This is a genomic window from Micromonospora sp. NPDC005172 (assembly GCF_040608555.1).
In the GTDB taxonomy this organism is placed as follows: Bacteria; Actinomycetota; Actinomycetes; order Mycobacteriales; family Micromonosporaceae; genus Micromonospora.
Genome location: NZ_JBEXIL010000036.1, coordinates 21,876 through 39,678, shown reverse-complemented (window position 1 = coordinate 39,678; position 17,803 = coordinate 21,876). Strand labels below are relative to the sequence as shown.

Below are 17,803 nucleotides of genomic sequence, written 5' to 3'. Positions count from 1 at the left end.
CCCGCCCTGCTACCTCCGCCGGGTCCGAAACGACAAGCGCGCCCTGTCGCAGCCCTGGGCGGGAAGAGCTACGTGACGCGGTAGGCGGTGTAGCGCACCCGGTCGGCCTCGCGGATCGCCGACGCCACGAAAACGGACTGCTCCAGGACGGCCAGCGCGGGCATCGACGTCTCCAGTCGTACGCCCAGGCGGAAGTAGTACTCGGACACCTCGACGGCGTCGCCGCGCAGCAACGCCTCGAGGATCTCCGGGCGGCCGCTGCGGACGCCGAACGTACGTAGGTAGACGTGACCGCCGGCGGCGGTTCGCGCCGAGTAGCGCGTGTCGATCTCGATCGCGCCGTCGGGGCGGACCACCTGCCAGTCGGCGCCGCCGGGCAGGATGTCGGCCTCGAAGAGACCGGTGATCCGGCCGCCGACAACAGGCACCACGCGACGGTGACCGGCACGGGTCAGCCCGTGGTCCTCCAGCGCGCCCAGCCGCACCTCCACCTCGAACGCGGCCTCCAGCCCGGGAACCGGCGGGGCGGTCACCGCGTCCCGACCGGCGGGTCGGCGCGTACTCATGGAGTGTCCTTGGCGTGCGCGAGGGCGTCGCGGAGGCGTTCCAGCGCGGGCACCGCGGCGGCGAGGGCCGCGCGGTCCGCCGCCGGCAGGGTCGCCGCGGCGCGGGCGACCAGGTCTCCGCTCGCGAGGTCGAAGCGGTCGAACAGGTCGAGGGCCTTCGCTGTGGCGAGGACGTCGACGTGGCGGTGGTTGCCGGGACGGGGGCGGCGCTCGACGAGACCGTTGCCCTCCATCGCGGTGAGCAGGTTGCTGATCGTGGATCGGCTCAGGCGCAGCCGCTCGGCCAGCTCACCGGGGCCGGCCACGGTGCCCCGGGGCAGGGCCCGCACGATCTCGATCTGCGCGTCCGGGATCTCCGGCAGGTGCTCGGCGGCCCGGGCTGCGGCGAGCAGCGTGCGGCGCAGCGGTGAGATCACCGACGCCAGTCGCACCGCGTCCAGTTCGGGCGGCTCCGGGCCGGTCACGGCAGCACGCCCGGGAAGGCCATCGGCGTCAGGGAGGCCCGTTCGTTGAGGTCGGCGGGTAGGAAACCGGCCGCCTTCTTGTAGCCGGTGGCGATAGCGGTGAGCTCCTGCGGCGGGATGACGTCGTGGATGTGCGTGAACCCGTCCGGCGCGCGCTCGTGGGCGAGCACCATCACCTGTTCCGGGCCCTGCCGCCGGTTGCTCAGCACGAGCGCCGTGGTCGCGGGCCGCCGGTCCGCCTCGTAGGCGTCGAGCGCCGCCCGGACCGTCGGCGCGGTGGCGAGGTGGAAGGCGAGGGTACGTGCGTCCAGGATCGCCTGCGACGCCCCGTTGGAGCCGTTCGGATACATCGGGTGGGCCGCGTCGCCGAGCAGCGTGGTGTTGCCGTGGGTCCACGTGTCGATCGGATCGCGGTCCACCATGGGGTATTCGAGGATCTCGTCGGCCGCGGCCAGCAGTTCCGGCACGTTGAGCCACGCGAAACGCCAGTCCGCGAAGAGCGCGACGACCGGCGCGGGGTCGACCGTCCGGTTCCAGTCCGCGTTGGGCCCGGCGAAACCGGGCCCGCGCCGCTCGGCGACGACGTTGATGAGCCCGGCGCCTATCGGGTACGCCACGAACTTCTGGTCCGCGTCCCCAGCCATGATCATGGTTCGCCCGTCCAGGAATCCGGGTGCCCGTGCCGTCCCCCGCCACAGTGTCAGCCCGTTCCACAGTGGCGCCCCCTCGCCGGGCCGATGGTGGCGGCGCAGCGCGGAGTGGATGCCGTCCGCTCCGACGATCAGATCGCCAGCGACGCCCACCTCCCCCGTCGCCGTCTCGAAGTGCGCGACGCCGTCGCGGACGCCGACGAGCCGGTGCCCGGTGCGCACCGCGTCGGCGCCCAGCCGTTCCCGCACCACGTCGAGCAGTTCCAGCTGGAACCGGCCGCGGTGCACGGAAAGCTGCGGCCAGCGATATCCGGCGTCCAGTCCGCGTGGCTCGCTCCAGATCTGCTGACCGTAGCGGTTGTAGTAGGCAAGCGTGCCGGGTGCGGCGCCCAGCCTTTCCATGCGTTCCCCGAGACCCAATTCGGTCAGCTCGCGGACGGCGTGCGGGAGCAGATTGATTCCGACGCCGAGTGGGCGCAGCGCGGCGGCGCGCTCGTAGACGGTGATTTCACGGAAGCCAGCCCGGTGCAGGCTGAGAGCGGTGGTGAGGCCGCCGATACCCGCGCCCACGATCACGATTGCCACGTCGTCGCCCTCTCCGCCCCGCGCCACCAACCGCACAGTTTGGTCACAAAATCGTCGACCGTCAAGACGTGTTCTCATCGCCCTCGGGCCACTCGCACCGCTATGCGATTCGCCCTTTGGAATTCTTGACAATCAATCGCTTCTGCATGACGCTGATCGACGCGGTCGGATGCATTCGGCACTCCGTCGACCCCACTCCTCAGGCTGCACACGCGCTGCGCACGGAAGGGCCCGTCCATGAAGAAGGTCACCGCCCTCGCTGTTCTCGCCGGCGTCGTGATCGCCCTGACCGGCTGCACGGATTCCGATGCCACCGATCCGTCCCCCGGGGCGAGCGGCGACCTGCGGAAGGTCCGCGTGGCGGCGCTGCCGATCAGCGAGACCGCCGCGTTGTGGGGCGGCATCAAGGCGGGCATCTTCCGGGAGCAGGGGCTCGACGTGGAGGTGGTGCCCGCACAGGGCGGCGCCCAGGCCATCCCGGCCATGATCAACGGCGACATCGACTTCGCCATCGGCCAGCCGTTCGGCCCGTTCCGCGCCGATCTGCAGAACCTCGGCGTGGTGATCATCGGAAACTACGCGTCGTCCTACGCCGACGGCGACGACATCAACGCCGTGCTGGCGTCCGCGAAGTCCGGTATCACCCGGCCGGCCCAGCTCGCCGGACGCAAGGTGTCGGTGAACAGCCTGGGCGCCGCCGGCGACGTCACGATCATGGCGGCGGTCGAGAAGGACGGCGGCGATCCCACCAAGATCAAGTTCGTCGAAGTGGCCTTTCCGGACGCACCGGCCCAGCTCGCCGCCGGCAACATCGACGCCGCCTGGGTGACCGAGCCGTTCATCACCCAGATGCGTAAGCGTGGTGACGTTCTCGTGGTCGCTCCCTACCAGGCCACCGTTCCCGGACTCACCACCCTGACCACGATCACGTCGAGCAAGCTGAAGGACTCCGACGCCACGCTGGTGGCGGACTTCTCGTCGGCGATGAAGAAGACGCTCACCTGGGCCAAGGTTCCGGCGAACGAGAAGGACCTCCGCCAGGCCATCAAGGACAACCTCGAACTGCCGGAGCCGGTGGCCGACTCGGTACGGCTCCCGGCGTTCGGGTGGGAGCTCGACCGGACCGGCCTGGAGCAACTGGCGACGCTGGCCCAGAAGTACCGCGTCCTCGACCGGCGACCCGACTTCGACCGCCTCATTCAGCAGCAGTAGCCGGCCGATGCGCAAGGTCCTGCTGGGCGCCGTGGGTCTGCTGGGGTTCCTCGTCGTCTGGCAACTGATCCCGGCTCTGGGGCTGGTCGACCGGCACGACCTGCCGTACGCGACGGACGTGTTCGGGTGGCTGCTCCACGAGGTCCGCGACCTGGCGTTCTGGCGGCGGCTCCGGCTCACCATGACGTCGTGGGCGATCGGCCTGACGGTGGCGACGCTCGCGGCGGTCGCGCTGGGGACCGTGGTCGGGCTGGTGCCGTTCCTGCGTCGCGCCACGCACACGACAGTCGAGTTCCTGCGGCCGGTGCCGTCGGTCGCGCTGATCCCCCTCGCCGTGCTGATGTTCGGCCTGCAGATGCGCGCCGCACTCGTCATCATCGTCTACGCGGCGTTCTGGCAGGTGTTCGTGCAGGTGATCTACGGCGTCGCCGACGTCGACACGGTCGCCCGGGACACCGCGCGGAGCTTCGGCCTCACCCGCTACGAGCGGCTGCGGTATCTCGTCCTTCCGACCGCTCTGCCGTACCTGATGACCGGCCTGCGCCTCGCCGCGGCGGTCGCGCTCATCCTGGCCGTCACCGCGGAGATGGTGATCGGTAACCCCGGCCTCGGACGCATGATCGAGCTGTCGCGTTCCACCGGGGACGCCGTCGGCCTGTACGGCCTCGTCGTGGTCACCGGGCTCCTCGGCGTGGTGGTGAACGTCGTGTTCCGCTTCGCCGAACGCCGCTCGTTGGCCTGGCACCAGTCGGTGCTCGCGGACGAGGCAACCCGATGACCGCCCTCGGTGCGGGCAGGACCGCCCCTCGCGGCCTCGGCGTCCGGGTCGCCGAGGACGTCCTGTACGCGGTCGGGCTTCCCATCCTGGCCGTGGGGCTCTGGGCCGTCTGGTCCACCCGGTCGGCCAACCGGTTCCTCGTCGGCCCCCGCCCGCTCCTCGACGCGTTCCGGCAGACCTGGATCGGCCCGGCGTTCGTCGACGACGTGCTGCCGAGCGTGTACCGGCTGCTGGCCGGCCTGTTCGCGTCGATCATGCTCGGCGTCGCCGTCGGCGTCCTCATCGGCCGGTTCCGCCCGCTACGCGAGATCCTCGAACCGCTGCTGGAGTTCTTCCGCGCGATTCCGCCACCGGTGCTGATTCCGGTCGCGATGCTCCTGCTCGGCATCACCGACACCATGAAGGTCGTCGTCATCTCCTCCGGCGCGATCTGGCCGATCCTGCTGAACACGATCGAGGGCGTCCGGGCGACCGACAGCGTGATGCTGGAGACCGCCGACTCGTACCGGATCTCCCGGTGGGAACGGGTGTGGCTGTTGATCCTCCCGGCGGCGAGTCCGCGCATCATGACCGGCGTACGGCAGGCACTCTCGGTGGCCCTGATCCTCATGGTCATCTCGGAGATGTTCGCGTCCTCGGCCGGCCTCGGCTACCGGATCGCCTACTTCCAGCGGAACTACCTCATCGCCGAGATGTGGAGCGGCATCCTCCTGCTCGGCCTCATCGGCGTCCTCCTCGCCGTGGCCTTCGGCGTTGTCGAACGCCGCGTCCTGCGCTGGTACCACGGAATGAGGGAGGTCACCCGTGCCTGACGCACGTCCGCTGCTGCGGGTCGAGCACCTGCGCAAGGTCTACGCCTCCGGCCGGGGCGAGGTCGAGGCGATCGGGGATCTTAGTTTCACCATGATGCCCGGCGAACTGCTGTGCGTCGTCGGCCCGTCGGGCTGCGGAAAGACCACCCTGCTGAAATGCCTCGCCGGACTGCTCGGGCCCACCAGCGGCGTCGTCACGATGGAGGGATCTCCGGTGACGGGCCCGAGCCCGGCGATGGCAGTGGTGTTCCAGGAGTACGGCCGCAGCCTCTATCCCTGGCTGACGGTCCGGGGCAATGTGGAGCTTCCCCTTCGACACAAGAAGCTCTCCCGCGCCGAACGCGACCGGCGGGTCGCCGACGCCCTCGACGCGGTCGGACTGCCGCAGTCGGCACGCAGCCATCCGTGGCAGCTCTCCGGCGGGATGCAGCAACGGGTGGCCATCGCGCGCGCCATCGCGTACCGGCCCGAAGTGTTGATCATGGATGAGCCGTTCGCGGCGGTGGACGCGCAGACCCGCGCGGACCTGGAGGACCTCGTACGCGACCTGCACCTGAACCGCGGTATCTCCACTGTCTTCGTGACGCACGACATCGACGAGTCCGTGTATCTGGGCCAGCGCGTGCTCGTCCTGTCCCACTCGCCGACCCGGGTGCAGGAAGACCTCGTGATCGACCTCCCGTCAGAGCGCGATCAGCTCACCACCCGGGCGCTGCCCCGGTTCACCGAGCTGCGGACCCACGTCTACGCGCAGATCCAGCGGGCCAAGCGTGCGCCGGCCTCGGCGCCCCACCCGGCATCGTGACGCGCCTCGCCGACCCCGGCAAGGCCCGTAGCCGCCGGCACGCGACCGGGCCGCCCGGGGCCAGTGCGGTGGATGTTCGCCCGGCCGGAGATGGCCGTCTCCCGTCCGGCAGGCCCGTGGCGGGCCCGCCGGACGGGAGATCACCGAAATTACGCGCGGCCGACCAGCGTGATGAACTGGTCTGCGGCCGACCCCGAGGAGGTTGGGTTCTGGCTGGTGACCATCAGCCCTTCCAGACCGTCTTCAGATTGCAGAACTCTCTGATGCCTGCGTAGGTGAGTTCCCGCCCGTACCCCGAGTTCTTGACACCGCCGAATGGCAACTCGGGGAAGGATTCGGTCATGCCGTTGAGAAACACCATGCCGGCGTCCAGGTTGTGGACGAACCACTGCTGCTCCTCGGCATCGCCGGACCACACCGCCGAACTGAGACCGAACGTGGTCTGGTTGGCAATCCGGGCGGCCTCCGCCCGATCGGCCACCCGGTACACCGACGCGACCGGGCCGAACGCCTCCTCGGAGACGATCCGCATGTCGTCGGTGAGACCGGCCAGCACGGTGGGCGGGTAGTACCAGCCGGGCCCGGGCGGCACGGAGCCGCCGACGAGCACCTCCGCGCCCTTGGCGACCGCGTCGTCGACCAGCTCGCCGAGGTCGTGGCGCCCCGCCTCGGTGGCCAGCGGGCCGACGTCCGTACCGTCGTCCATCGGATCGCCGACGACCAACTTGCCCATCTTGGCCACGAACTGGCGGACGAACTCGTCGTAGACGTCGTCGTGCACGATGAAACGCTTGGCCGCGACGCACGACTGACCGTTGTTCTGCACACGGGCCCGCACGGCGGTCGTCGAGGCCACGTCCAGGTCGGCGCTCGGCATCACGATGAACGGGTCGGAGCCACCCAGCTCCAGCACCGTCCGCTTGAGATGCTGTCCCGCGATCGCGGCGACCGACCGGCCGGCCGGCTCCGACCCGGTCAGGGTGACCGCCCGGACCCGGTCGTCCGTGATGACCGGCTCGATGTCCTTCGAGGAGATCAGCAGGGTCCGGAAGGAACCGGACGGGAAGCCACCCTTCTCGAAGAGCGTGTCGAGGTAGAGCGCGGCCTGGGGGACGTTGGAGGCGTGCTTGAGCAGCCCCGCGTTGCCCGCCATGAGCGCGGGCGCGGCGAAGCGCATCACCTGCCACAGGGGGAAGTTCCACGGCATCACGGCAAGTACCACGCCGAGCGGCTGCCAGACCGTCCAGGCCTGGCTGGCGTGCACGGCTCCCGGGTCGTCCAGCGGCTCGGCGGCGAGGAACTTCTCCGCGTTCCGTGCGTAGAACCGCATGCCGTGCACGCATTTGTTGGCCTCGGCGACGGCCTGCGACAGTGGCTTGCCCATCTCCAGGGTGAGCATGCGGGCCACGTCCGAGATCTCGGACTCGAGCACGTCGGCCGCGGCGTTCATCCAGGTCGCCCGCTGCGCGAAGCTGGTGGAGCGCAGCGTTGCCGCCGCGTCGGCGGCCTGGGCGATCCGCCGCAGCACCTCCTCGCGCGGGTGCGCCTCGAAGGTCCGCACGGTCTCGCCGGTAGCCGGGTTGATGGTTGCGATCGGCATCGGGGTCCCCTAGTCGAAAACGACGACCTGGCGGCCGACCACGTCTCCGCGGCCCAGCGCCTCCAGGTTCTCGTTGATGTCGTCGAGCTTCACCGTGGTGATGGTGTGCTTGATCCGGCCGGCCGCACCGAGCGCGAGGACCTCGGTAAGGTCATTGTAATTACCCCAGAATGATCCGAAGTAGGACAGCTCGGTCCCGACGATCACATTCAATGGCACCTCGACCTTGGTGCCCATCAGGCCGACCGAGGCGACCGCGCCCTCCGGTGCGAGGATCGAGAAGTCGAGGGCGATCGACTCCTTGGCACCGGCGCAGTCCAGGATGGCGTCGACCGTCCGGCGACCGGTCGCCGCCTCGATCTCGTCCTGCACCTGCTCGGCCGTCTTGTCGCGGGTGTTGACGGTGTGGTCGGCCCCGTTTTCCCGGGCCACCGTGAGCTTGTCGTCGGTGCGGGAGAAGGCGACCACCGTCGCGCCAGCACCGAGCAGTTTGGCGTACTGGACGGCGTAACTGCCGAGCCCGCCGATGCCGGCCACCACCACTGTCCGGCCCGGACCCAGCTTCCCGGCCGCCGCCAGCTTCTTGATCCCACGGTACGGAGTCAGGCCGGCGTCGGTCAGCGGCGCGAAGTTCTCCGGCTTCTGGTCACCGGGGTCCACCGTGATCAGGTGGCGGTACGGCACTGCGACGTACTCGGCGAAGCCGCCGGGCGGGCCGAACCCGGGCCACGAGCCGGTCCCACTGCAGAGCTGCTCGTTGCCCTCGTGGCACTGCCGGCAGGTGCCGTCACCCCAACCCGGGTTCACCACGACCAGATCGCCGTCGGACAGCCCGGCCGATCCCGGCACGGCGGAACCCACCCCGGCCACGTGTCCGGCGATCTCGTGTCCCGGGATGGCCGGGAACTCCATCGGCGCGGCCGTCTTGAAGTAACCATGGATGAGCTGGTAATCGCTGCGGCACATACCCGTAGCGGCAACCTTCACCAGAACCTCGTCGGCACTGATGTCCGGTACCGGGACCTCTTCCAGTCTCCACGGTTCGTTGTAGCCGTACATTCGAGCCGCTCGCATCTTCATCTCGTCCTCCTAGCCTCTGGGATCGGTCCAGCCAGCCGACCGTATGACCGCATAGTGAACGAACAGTGGATAGGTTCCAACGCCAGCGAAGGGCTATGCGCTCGGATGAGAAGTGTCCGCAGGTCGGCGCTCGGAACGGCAGCGAGGCGGTCGACTCCACCCCGCTCCAGTGCGGCCGGTCGCTACCCAATGCCCGCCGCTCAGGGCTAGCCGAGTGGGGCCAGCATCGCGATCCGGCGTACAGATCGCCCAGATCCGCCGACCACTGACTTACCGGAGAATGGACTTCCGCCAGATAACACTGAACGAACGCTGAACGAGCCAATGGGCAACTTCGGAAACAAACAGCAGGTGCCATACGCTCGCGGCCGGGTAGATCGCGGTGGCGGCCACTGGACAGAAACTGGACCAGCGCCGCACGACGCGAACGACATTTCCTTCCCCGGTCACGAGCAGGCTAGCGTCGCCTTCGACAACAGCCGAGGACAGGAAACCCGGATTCGTATGGGCATATCAAAAAATGGTCGAGCAGTGGTGATCGGCGCCTCCCTGGCGGGGCTGCTGGCCGCGCGGGCGCTGCACGAGTCCTTCGAGGACGTCGTCGTGCTCGACCGCGACGTGCTGCCCGAGCGACCGGAGCCACGACGCGGCGTGCCGCAGAGCGGCCACGTGCACGGCCTGCTCGCGCGTGGCCGGCAGGAGATGGACGACCTCTTCGACGGGTTCAGCACCGAGTTGGCGGCACTGGGTGCACCCCCCTTCGATGTGCAGGAGGACATGCGGTGGTGGCTGGGGGGCCGACCGCTCGCCGAGGGACCGTCCGGCATGATCGTGCTGGCCGCGAGCCGTCCCCTCATCGAGTTCGTGATCCGGCGCCGGGTTCAGGGGCTACCCAACGTGGTTGTGCGGCCAGGCCACGCGGTCGACGACCTGCTCTACACGGCCGAGCATGACCAGATCACCGGAGTGACGGCGACCGTCGGAGGTGAGCGGGTCGTCTTCGACGACGTCGATCTGGTGGTCGACGCCAGCGGGCGTGGCTCGCGCAGCCGACACCTGCTGACCGCTCTCGGTTACCCGCAGGTCGAGGAGGAGCGCATCGAGGTACCGACGGTGTACGTGACCCGCCGCTACCGCCGCGACCCGCGACAGCTCGACGGCCGGGCCGGTGCCTCGGTCAACGCCTACCCGGGCAACCTGCACGGCGGTTTCGTCCTCGCTCAGGAAAACGACACCTGGATCGTCAGCATCAGTGACCGCTTCGGCGAAGCGCCGCCGACCGACGACGAGGGCATGCTGGCGTTCGCCGAGACGCTCGACAGCCCGGACGTCGCCACGGTCATGCGCAGCGCGGAACCCCTCGGCGCTCCGGTGAAGATGCGCTACCCGGCCAGCACCAGGCTGCGCTACGACCGCACCGCTCGATTTCCGACGGGTTATCTGGTCACCGGCGACGCGATGTGCTCGTTCAACCCGATCTACGGCCAGGGCATGACGGTGGCCGCTCTGGAGGCGGCCATCCTGCGCCGGCTCCTCAAGGAGGATACCGACGGGTTGGCCGACCGGTTCTTCGCCGAAACCGCGGCCCTCATCGACGTACCGTGGTCGGCGGTCGCCGCGAACGACCTGAGCCTCCCGAAGGCGGTCGGTGACCGGTCCATGCTCGACCGGGAGCGTGGGGCCTACCTGACCCGGCTGCGCTCGGCCGCCACCGAAGACCCGGTGCTGGCCACCGCGTTCCTCCGTGTCACCCACCTCATGGACCCACCGGCGGCGCTCTTCGCACCGGAGGTTGCGGATCGGGTCCCGGCCTGACCGCCCGGGGGCCGCCGAGATCACCGGACGCATCAGCCGGCCGTAACCGCTCCGCAGTGGGATCAATGCCGACTCGTGGCAAACACGCTATGGGTGATGGGAACGCGCCCTTCACTCACCTCGACCGTCAGCTCGGACTCCAGATGATGGTGAGGGGCACGGCGAGGATCGGCCACCAGCGCCAACATGCCCGCTACCAAGAACAAATGCGCTAACAGCTCGGCGAGACCCGTTCCGAGCTGTTAGCCGACGTTCCTCGGTGAATGATGTCTCCTCGGCTCACCGCAGCGGTACACGTTGCCACACGGGGACGCAGGGCCGCACCAAGGCGTAGCTGCACAACGAGGCCAGGCAGCGTGGCGTCAAGGGCCGCTCGCCGATGTCGGAGGAAGCTGGAGAAGGTGCCGCCGAGCGTCGGCGTGGCCGGGATCGACACGACGGGTGCCGGCGCGGCCCCTTCCGTGGCCGGCCCGGTGGAGCAGCTGGCCGCCGACCCGAGGGCGAGCAGCAGCCCGGCGGGCGGGGCGCACAGCCTCGCCGGCCCGGTACCGGGCCGGCGAGAAGGTACGACCGTCACGGCGTCCCGCCGAGTATGGCGACAAGCGCCACGGCGAGCACAGCGGTACGCAGCCGCCCGCGAGCCGGTGTCGGAAATGTTGGCAGGGACATGAGGACTTCTCCGGGGCCGGGCTACTGGTAGACGCGGACGTAGTCGACGAGCATCCGCGCTGGGAACGGCGTGGTGCCGTCCACCGGTCCCGGAAAGTCGCCGCCGACGGCGAGGTTGAGGATGAGGTAGAACGGGTGGTCGAAGACCCACGGCCCACGGGTCGACTCGACAGTGGCCTTGCTGGCGACGAAGACCGTCTGCACGTCGATCTTGAAGGTGATGCCGCGACTGTCCCACTCGGCGGACCAGACGTGGAAGCCGCCGGAGAGGCCCACCCAGCCCGGTGACGGGTACTTCTGGCCGTACCCGTTGCCGCCGTTGTAGGCCGGCGCGTGCAGGGTGGAGTATGCCTCCAGCGTGTTGCGGCCGAGGACCTCCATGATGTCGACCTCCCCGTTGTACGGCCACGGCCGCCCGCTGAGGAAGTCGGCGCCCATCATCCAGAACGCCGGCCAGAGCCCGTTGCCCTTCGGCACCCGGATGCGGGCCTCGATCCGGCCGTACTGCACGCTGAACTTGTTGCCGGTGTTCATTCGGTGCGAGATGTACGAGCGGCCGTTAGAGGCCCGCACTTGTCCGCGCGTACCGATAGATCCAACTCCCGAAGGTAGGCCAGGTTGTCCCGGGTCCGCTGAGCCAGCGGCACGGCGGTGGAGAAGTCCTCGACCGTCACCCACCCGTCGTAGCCGACCCGGCGCAGCGCGCCGAGATAGGCCGCCAGGTCGGCCTGCCCCTCCCGCAACGGCGCCCACTCGGCCGACCAGCGCGGTCCCCCGTCGTCCCGGGTGCCGCTCACCCGCCACGCGACGTTCTTCACGTGCACGTGCGCCAGGTACGGGCCGAGCATCTGAAAACCGGCCAGCGGATCCTCGAAACCCTCGATGGTCAGATTGCCGATGTCGTGGATGACCCCGGCATGCTCCGGCGGCAGGCCGTCGAGCAGCCGCATCGCCGCCGACGCCGAGGCGACGATGGTGCCGTGGTGCAGCTCGACCAGCGCGGTCACCCCGTGCTCCGCCGCCCGACCGGCGATCCACGCCAGGTCCCGGCGGGCGCCGGCCATCAGCTCCCGATAGTCGCCACTGCCCAGTTGCGGCATGGTCACCCGGACCCGTTCCGCGCCCAGCGCGGCGGCCGCGGCCAACACCCGCTCGACGTTGCCGTGGTCGGCCGCCGGCACGTACGCGCCGAGGCCGGACAGCGCCAGCCCGGCCTCGCGGGTGATCGCGGCGATCCGGGTCAGCTCACCCTCCAGCCCGGTCAACGGGATGGTCGCCCGGTTGCCGGCCCAGAACCCGGGCGGTCGAGCCGGTTCCTGGTCGGTGACCCGCCACTCGACACCGTCCCAGCCCTGCGTCGACAACTGCCCGACCGCCTCCTCCGGCGTCCAGTCCGGCGTGGACGCCGTGAACACCGACCACCTCATCGCGCCACCCCCGCCCGCAGGACGGACGACACCGTGGCCGCGGAGCCCTCGACGGCGGCGAGCGCGTCGTCGAAGTCACCGGCGAGCACCGCCGGCACCGACACCGGCCGACGCAGGTGCGCCGAGAGGTAGACCGCCTTGACCACGGCGACATCGAGCAGCGCCTCGACCGCCGTGACCCCCGGCCGCCGGCCGCCGAGGATCGCCTCGACCGTGTCGTGGTACTGCCGCAGGTGTCCGTTCACGAAGGCGTCGTCGGGCTTGGTCGCCCCCCGCAGCTGTGACGGTGGCACGGCGTCGCTGGACCGGTCGGGCCCGTCGGCGTACGCGGACGGGTCCGGGCCGTCGGCGGTGTGCAGGTATTCCAACTGGTCGTCGTGGACCACCGCGGACCCCTGCGAGCCGTGCACCTGCAACCGCACGCCGAGGCCCGGGTACGCCGCGGTGGTGGCGTGCAGCACGGCGAGCGCCCCGTCGGCGAACCGGATCGCCGCCACGGCGACGTCCTCCACCTCGACCCGTTCGTGGGCGAGGACGCCGGTGTAGGCGAACACCTCCTCGGGCCGGCCGAACAGCCACAGCAGCAGGTCCACGGTGTGCACGCCCTGGTTTATGGTGGCGCCGCCGCCATCCTGTTCCCAGGTGCCGCGCCAGCCCGCCGAGTCGTAGTACCGCTGGCCCCGCCACCACGGCACGCTGGCCACCGCCGAGGTGAGCCGCCCCAGGTCGCCGGCGCGCACTCGGGCGGCGACCGCGACGCTCGCCGGGTCGAACCGGTGCTGGCAGACCACCGCGCAGACCTGACCGGCCGCCTCGGCGTCCGTGGCGGCCCGGGCGATCCGGCGGGCCGCCGGCAGGGAGGCATCGAGGGGCTTCTCGACGAGCACGTGCACGCCGGCCGCGAGGGCCTCCTCGGCGAGGTCGGCGTGCGTACCGCTGGGAGTGCAGACCACCACCAGGTCCGCCGCCTCGGCCGCGAGGGCCTCGCCCAACGAGGCGTACCGGGCCGGCGGCGGGCCGCCCTGCTCGCCGATCCACCCGGCGAGCCGGTCGTTGGCCTGCGGGTCCGGGTCGGCGAGCGCGGTGAGGCGCAGTCCGGGGTGCCGCAGGATCGCCCCGGCGTGGGTGCGGGCGATGACCCCGCTGCCCGTGATCACGACGTTGAGAACGGTCATCGAAGATGCACTCCTATCGAGGCGGTGAGGTTCACGAACGCGCGCGCCGCCCGGCCGAACTCGGCAGGGCCGGAGAATCCGCCGAGGTCGTGCTGGCTGGCGAGGTGCGGTTCGAGGGAGGCGAAGCCGGCATAGCCGTCGTCGCGCAACGCGGTGAGCGTCCGCAGCAGCTGGCCGTCGCCGTGGCCGGCGGGCACGACCTCCGCGGTGGCTGCGATAGCGTCCTTGACCTGCAGGTACTCCAGGTGCGGGCGCAGCAGCGCGTACCCGTCGTCGTAGGGCCGCACCCCGACCTGCACGAAGTTCGCGTTGTCCCAGGCGACGCGCAGCGCGGGCGAGTCGACCGACTCGACGAGGTCGGCGATCCGCCGCGGTACATCACCGTAGATGTCCTTCTCGTTCTCGTGCAGCAGCACGACGCCGGAGTCCTCGGCGAGGGCTGCGAAGGCCCGCATCCGCGCCAGCACCGCCGCGCGGACCTCGGCCGGGGCGACCCCGGTCGGGCGGTAGAAGGAGAAGATCCGGACGTACCGGCTGCCCAGCCGGTGCGCGGCCGCCACGGCTGCGCGTAGCCGGTGGAGCTCACCGCCGTCCTCGGTGGTCACGTCGACCTTTCCGACGGGCGACGCGACCGCCGAAACCGCCATGCCGCGCGCGTCGACCGCCTCCGCCAGGGCGTCCAGTTGGGCGTCGCCGAGCTCCACCACGTTGGTGCCCCACGCGCTGCGCACCTCGATGTGCCGGGCACCGAGGGCATTGAGCACCGCGAGTTGCACCGCCGGGTCGGGATCGATCTCGTCGCCGAACCCGGACAGCGTCCACGCCGTCACTTCACACCTCCCGCGGTCAGCCCACTGACGATGTACCGCTGGAAGGCGAGGTAGAGGGCGACCACCGGGGCCGCGCAGACGAGGGCGGCGGCCATCATCTGCCCGTACGGCGGGATCGCCCCGCCCTCCTGCGCCGCGCCGAAGACCTGCAGCACGACCGCCGCGGTGCGGGTGTCCACGTCGGTCATGACCGAGGCGAACAGCACGTCGTTCCAGCCGAGCAGGAACGCGAAGATCGCCGCGACGACCAGGCCCGGCCAGCTCAGCGGGATGACGATACGCAGCATGATCTGCCAGCTCCCGGCACCGTCCACGCGGGCGGCCTCGATCAGCTCGCCGGGCAGCTCCCGCAGGTAGGTCACCATGATCCAGGTGGAGAACGGCAGTCCGAACGTGAGGTAGGTGACGACCAGCGACCACCGGGTGCCGATCGTCGGCACACCGAGGCTGCTGCCGATCGTCGCGAAGAGCACGAAGACCGGCAGGAGCAGCAGCGTGCCGGGGATCGACTGCATGCCCAGCAACGCGCGCAGCACGGTGCGCCGGCCCCGGAACCGATGCCGGACCAGGACGTACGCCGAGAAGACCGCGACCGCCGCGCAGGTCACCGCCACCGTGCCGGCGACGAGCAGGCTGTTCGCGAGCCCCCGGCCGAGCGGAACGGTCGACCAGATCCGGACGTAGTTGTCGACGCTGACCCGCTCCGGCCAGAAGTCACCGCCGGCCACGGCCAGGTCGGTGTTGACCGAGGCGAAGAAGACGTAGCCGACCGGCGCGCCGACGATGGTCAACAGGATCAGCGTCAGGCCGATCTGCAGTGGTCGCGGCAGCAGGCGATGCACGGAGTTCATGCGGCGGCCTCCGGCGCGTCGAGTTTGACGGTGCGCAGATAGACCAGCAGCGGGACCAGGATCAGCACCAACGAGATCACGGCCATCGCCGCGCTCAGCCCGAACCGCAGGTTCTGGAAGCTCTCCACGTACGTCAGCACCGGCAGCACCTCCACGTCGTGCGGGCTCGGGACGCCGAACAGCACGAACGGCAGGGTGAAGCTGTTCACCATGTGCAGCAGGGAAATGATCGCGGCGAGCGCGACCGGGGGGCGCAGCAGCGGGAGGATGACGTGGCGCAGCTTCGCCCACCACTGCGCGCCGTCGAGCGCGGCGGCTTCGTGCAGGCTGTCGTCGATGCTCTGCAGGCCGGCCAGGGCGAGCAGGTAGACCAGCGGCCAGCCCGACCAGGCCTGCACGACGATCAGGGCAAAGTAGCTCTTCGGCCCGTTCAGCCACAGGCCGCCAGCGATGCCCAGGCTCGCCAGGCCCTGGTTGGCGACCCCGTCGGGTTGCAGGATGATCCGCCAGATGGTGCCGACGACGAAGGCGGGCAGCACGTACGGGATGAGGTAGAGGGACCGGATCAGCGACCGCCCGCGGAACGGCAGGTGGGTGGTCAGCGCGGCGGCGACCCCCAGTGGCAACGCGAGCAGCGTCGCGATCACCGCCGCGGAGCCGCTGACCCAGATGGCGTGCGGCAGGCTGGTGCGGCCCACCGCCTCCACGTAGTTGCCGGCGCCGACGAACGGCGCCGACAGCCACTGCCGGAAGGTGTACTGGTCGAGGTCGAGCAGCGACATCACCAGCGCGACGACGAACGGCACGACGATGACGGTCAGGGTGAGCAGGCCGCCGGGCGCGAGTAGCCACACCGCGGCACCGCCGGCGGTCGAGCCGCGACGGCGGCGCGGCGGGGACGGGCGGGCCACCCCGACCCGGCGCGCTTCGCCGGTGCCCGGAGCGTCCGCCGTCGCTGGGTCGGTGACCGTCATCTACTTCGCCTTGTTCAGCGCGGCCTGCGCCTCGGACTGGGCCCGGGTGAGCAGGTCGTTGAGGGACGCGTCGTCGACCTTGCCGGCGGCGAGGTTCGGCACCGACTGGACGACCACGTTGACCAGCGCGAGCTGCACCTTGCTCCACCCGCCGTGGAACGGGGTGCCGTGCGCCTTCGACGCCGAGTCCACGATGGCGGCGAGCGCCGGGTCGGCGACCAGCCGGTTCGCCAGCTCCGCGTTGGTCGGCAACTCGCCGAAGGTCCGGTAGTAGGTCTCCTGCGACTCGGCGGTGGTCAGCATGTTGACCAGGCGCAGCGCCAGGTCCTGGTTCTTGCTGTACTTGGCAATCACCAGGTTGTCACCGGAGAGGATGCTGGTGGCGGCGACGCCGCCCGACGGCAGGCTGGTGGCGCCCGGCGGGACGGTCGGCATGAGGGCGTAGCCGTACTTACCGGCGACCGCGGACTTGTCCAGCGTGACCTTCGAGGTCGCCGAGACCATCGGCAGGAAGGCGGCCTTGCCGGCGCCGAACGCGGCGATGGCCTGGGCGTTCTTCCAGCCGGTCGCCGCCGGGTCGACGACCTTGTCGGTGGCGAGCCAGCCGAGGTACGTCTGGTATGCCTTGACCGTGACCGGATCGGTCAGGCGTGCCTTGCCGTCGGAGATCAGCGGGTTGCCGGCCTGGATGCTCATCGCCCAGATGAACTTCCACGGGTCGAAGCCGTCGCCGTAGGCCACGGCCAGGCCGTACCTGCCGGCCCCGGTCAGCTGTCTGGCCTGCTGCCGCAGGCCGTCCCAGGTGCTGGCCGGCTTGTCGATGCCCGCCGCGGCCAGAAGTTCCTTGTTGTACGCCATGACGAACGGGCGGCTGCTGAAGGGGATGCCGACCTCGTGCGTGGCGTCCGGGCCGGAGATGCCGAGGGTGGCCGGCAGGAACCGGTCCCGGCCGCCGACCTTCGTCCACTGGTCGGCGGTGAGGCCGACGAAGGCGCCGGTGGAGTATGCCGTCGGGGTGAAGGTGGTGCCGAGGGCATAGACGTCCGGCCCCTGCCCGGAGAGCATCGATGTCTGGATCTTGGTGAGTTCGTCGGTGGGGCTGGCGAAGGTCTCGAACGTGACCTTCGCCCCGGCCTGCTGCTGGAACTTCGCCGAGACGTCGGCGAACCACTGCTTCTGCTCCTCGGGATAGATCGAGTTCGCCGCGATGAGCACGTTGAGCGTCCCGCCACCCTCGGCAGAGCTACCGGGATCGCAGGCGGTGACGGGTATGGCGACCGTGACGGCCAGGGCCGCCGCGAGAAGCGCACGGGTGGCGTTCATCTCTGCTCCTTGGGTGGTGGCTGTCCGGAGAAGATTGGTGTGGAGAACACATAGCCAGACGCCCGGGCATTCCCCCGGTTCGATGAGACGTGCGAGGGAACGTAACAACCTTGGAAACCGAATGGCAATCGGTTGCCATTAATTGCCATCGATGCTCTGCTGATTGTATGAACCCCGAAGGCGCGTC

General features: G+C 70.2%; 17 protein-coding genes. 5 read left to right on the top strand and 12 right to left on the bottom strand.

Features of this window, described 5'->3' with window-relative positions:
* Positions 1 to 68 precede the first annotated feature (68 nt).
* From ABZV06_RS22870 to ABZV06_RS22860, 3 genes are read right to left on the bottom strand one after another with little or no spacing between them, the layout of a single operon-like run.
* Complete coding sequence (locus tag ABZV06_RS22870) at positions 69 to 566, bottom strand: DUF3237 domain-containing protein (protein WP_355247247.1); 498 nt, start codon at positions 564 to 566, stop codon at positions 69 to 71.
* Positions 563 to 1,030 carry a MarR family transcriptional regulator gene (locus ABZV06_RS22865; RefSeq protein WP_355247250.1) on the bottom strand — a complete coding sequence of 156 codons (468 nt, stop codon included), beginning with the start codon at positions 1,028 to 1,030 and terminating at the stop codon, positions 563 to 565. Before ABZV06_RS22865 ends, ABZV06_RS22870 begins: the two co-directional genes overlap by 4 nt.
* On the bottom strand, positions 1,027 to 2,265 hold the full coding sequence (locus ABZV06_RS22860; protein ID WP_355624014.1) for a flavin-dependent oxidoreductase: 1,239 nt from the start codon (positions 2,263 to 2,265) through the stop codon (positions 1,027 to 1,029). Before ABZV06_RS22860 ends, ABZV06_RS22865 begins: the two co-directional genes overlap by 4 nt.
* Positions 2,266 to 2,502: 237 nt before the next feature.
* Here ABZV06_RS22860 and ABZV06_RS22855 point away from each other — a divergent pair, with 237 nt between their 5' ends.
* The 4 genes from ABZV06_RS22855 to ABZV06_RS22840 are packed head-to-tail and all read left to right on the top strand — an operon-like array spanning position 2,503 to position 5,872.
* Positions 2,503 to 3,477, top strand: coding sequence for an ABC transporter substrate-binding protein (locus ABZV06_RS22855; protein WP_355624011.1), 975 nt, complete (start codon positions 2,503 to 2,505; stop codon positions 3,475 to 3,477).
* Positions 3,478 to 3,484: 7 nt separating this feature from the next.
* Entirely contained in the window at positions 3,485 to 4,255 is a 771-nt protein-coding gene (locus ABZV06_RS22850; protein WP_355624008.1) for an ABC transporter permease subunit, read from the top strand.
* Positions 4,252 to 5,067 (top strand): ABC transporter permease, encoded by an 816-nt coding sequence (locus ABZV06_RS22845; RefSeq protein ID WP_355624006.1) that lies wholly within the window; start codon positions 4,252 to 4,254, stop codon positions 5,065 to 5,067. Before ABZV06_RS22850 ends, ABZV06_RS22845 begins: the two co-directional genes overlap by 4 nt.
* Positions 5,060 to 5,872, top strand: a complete 813-nt coding sequence (locus ABZV06_RS22840) for an ABC transporter ATP-binding protein (protein WP_355624003.1) — start codon at positions 5,060 to 5,062, stop codon at positions 5,870 to 5,872. The genes ABZV06_RS22845 and ABZV06_RS22840 overlap by 8 nt, the downstream gene beginning before the upstream one ends.
* Positions 5,873 to 6,095: 223 nt before the next feature.
* On the opposite strand, the gene ABZV06_RS22835 is transcribed toward ABZV06_RS22840, so the two are convergent.
* Together ABZV06_RS22835 and ABZV06_RS22830 are read right to left on the bottom strand one after the other, a co-directional pair.
* Positions 6,096 to 7,472 (bottom strand): NADP-dependent succinic semialdehyde dehydrogenase, encoded by a 1,377-nt coding sequence (locus tag ABZV06_RS22835; RefSeq protein ID WP_355624000.1) that lies wholly within the window; start codon positions 7,470 to 7,472, stop codon positions 6,096 to 6,098.
* A gap of 9 nt (positions 7,473 to 7,481) precedes the next feature.
* On the bottom strand, positions 7,482 to 8,552 hold the full coding sequence (locus ABZV06_RS22830) for an NAD(P)-dependent alcohol dehydrogenase (protein WP_355623997.1): 1,071 nt from the start codon (positions 8,550 to 8,552) through the stop codon (positions 7,482 to 7,484).
* A gap of 534 nt (positions 8,553 to 9,086) precedes the next feature.
* Between ABZV06_RS22830 and ABZV06_RS22825 the strand changes: the two genes are divergently transcribed.
* Entirely contained in the window at positions 9,087 to 10,367 is a 1,281-nt protein-coding gene (locus ABZV06_RS22825) for a squalene monooxygenase (RefSeq protein ID WP_355623994.1), read from the top strand.
* 690 nt (positions 10,368 to 11,057) lie between these two features.
* Here ABZV06_RS22825 and ABZV06_RS22820 read toward each other — a convergent pair.
* Genes ABZV06_RS22820 through ABZV06_RS22790 form a run of 7 tightly spaced genes read right to left on the bottom strand, consistent with a single transcriptional unit; the run spans position 11,058 to position 17,616 of the window.
* Positions 11,058 to 11,570 carry a glycoside hydrolase family 16 protein gene (locus tag ABZV06_RS22820; protein ID WP_355623991.1) on the bottom strand — a complete coding sequence of 171 codons (513 nt, stop codon included), beginning with the start codon at positions 11,568 to 11,570 and terminating at the stop codon, positions 11,058 to 11,060.
* Positions 11,567 to 12,463, bottom strand: coding sequence for a sugar phosphate isomerase/epimerase family protein (locus ABZV06_RS22815; RefSeq protein WP_355623988.1), 897 nt, complete (start codon positions 12,461 to 12,463; stop codon positions 11,567 to 11,569). The genes ABZV06_RS22820 and ABZV06_RS22815 overlap by 4 nt, the downstream gene beginning before the upstream one ends.
* Complete coding sequence (locus ABZV06_RS22810; protein ID WP_355247292.1) at positions 12,460 to 13,638, bottom strand: Gfo/Idh/MocA family oxidoreductase; 1,179 nt, start codon at positions 13,636 to 13,638, stop codon at positions 12,460 to 12,462. Before ABZV06_RS22810 ends, ABZV06_RS22815 begins: the two co-directional genes overlap by 4 nt.
* A complete protein-coding gene (locus tag ABZV06_RS22805; RefSeq protein WP_355247295.1) occupies positions 13,635 to 14,468 on the bottom strand; it encodes a TIM barrel protein in 834 nt (277 codons plus the stop codon). The genes ABZV06_RS22810 and ABZV06_RS22805 overlap by 4 nt, the downstream gene beginning before the upstream one ends.
* On the bottom strand, positions 14,465 to 15,319 hold the full coding sequence (locus ABZV06_RS22800) for a carbohydrate ABC transporter permease (protein WP_355247298.1): 855 nt from the start codon (positions 15,317 to 15,319) through the stop codon (positions 14,465 to 14,467). Before ABZV06_RS22800 ends, ABZV06_RS22805 begins: the two co-directional genes overlap by 4 nt.
* On the bottom strand, positions 15,316 to 16,293 hold the full coding sequence (locus ABZV06_RS22795) for a sugar ABC transporter permease (protein ID WP_355623985.1): 978 nt from the start codon (positions 16,291 to 16,293) through the stop codon (positions 15,316 to 15,318). Before ABZV06_RS22795 ends, ABZV06_RS22800 begins: the two co-directional genes overlap by 4 nt.
* Positions 16,294 to 17,616, bottom strand: a complete 1,323-nt coding sequence (locus tag ABZV06_RS22790) for an extracellular solute-binding protein (RefSeq protein WP_355623982.1) — start codon at positions 17,614 to 17,616, stop codon at positions 16,294 to 16,296.
* Between the last annotated feature and the right edge of the window lie 187 nt (positions 17,617 to 17,803).

Excerpts from the sequence above, each read along its gene's own strand:
- ABZV06_RS22870 (WP_355247247.1), bottom strand. The coding sequence starts at position 566 with ATGAGTACGCGCCGACCCGCCGGTCGGGACGCGGTGACCGCCCCGCCG.
- ABZV06_RS22855 (WP_355624011.1), top strand. The coding sequence starts at position 2,503 with ATGAAGAAGGTCACCGCCCTCGCTGTTCTCGCCGGCGTCGTGATCGCC.
- ABZV06_RS22850 (WP_355624008.1), top strand. The coding sequence starts at position 3,485 with ATGCGCAAGGTCCTGCTGGGCGCCGTGGGTCTGCTGGGGTTCCTCGTC.
- ABZV06_RS22845 (WP_355624006.1), top strand. The coding sequence starts at position 4,252 with ATGACCGCCCTCGGTGCGGGCAGGACCGCCCCTCGCGGCCTCGGCGTC.
- ABZV06_RS22835 (WP_355624000.1), bottom strand. The coding sequence starts at position 7,472 with ATGCCGATCGCAACCATCAACCCGGCTACCGGCGAGACCGTGCGGACC.
- ABZV06_RS22830 (WP_355623997.1), bottom strand. The coding sequence starts at position 8,552 with ATGAAGATGCGAGCGGCTCGAATGTACGGCTACAACGAACCGTGGAGA.
- ABZV06_RS22820 (WP_355623991.1), bottom strand. The coding sequence starts at position 11,570 with ATGAACACCGGCAACAAGTTCAGCGTGCAGTACGGCCGGATCGAGGCC.
- ABZV06_RS22815 (WP_355623988.1), bottom strand. The coding sequence starts at position 12,463 with ATGAGGTGGTCGGTGTTCACGGCGTCCACGCCGGACTGGACGCCGGAG.
- ABZV06_RS22810 (WP_355247292.1), bottom strand. The coding sequence starts at position 13,638 with ATGACCGTTCTCAACGTCGTGATCACGGGCAGCGGGGTCATCGCCCGC.
- ABZV06_RS22800 (WP_355247298.1), bottom strand. The coding sequence starts at position 15,319 with ATGAACTCCGTGCATCGCCTGCTGCCGCGACCACTGCAGATCGGCCTG.
- ABZV06_RS22795 (WP_355623985.1), bottom strand. The coding sequence starts at position 16,293 with ATGACGGTCACCGACCCAGCGACGGCGGACGCTCCGGGCACCGGCGAA.
- ABZV06_RS22790 (WP_355623982.1), bottom strand. The coding sequence starts at position 17,616 with ATGAACGCCACCCGTGCGCTTCTCGCGGCGGCCCTGGCCGTCACGGTC.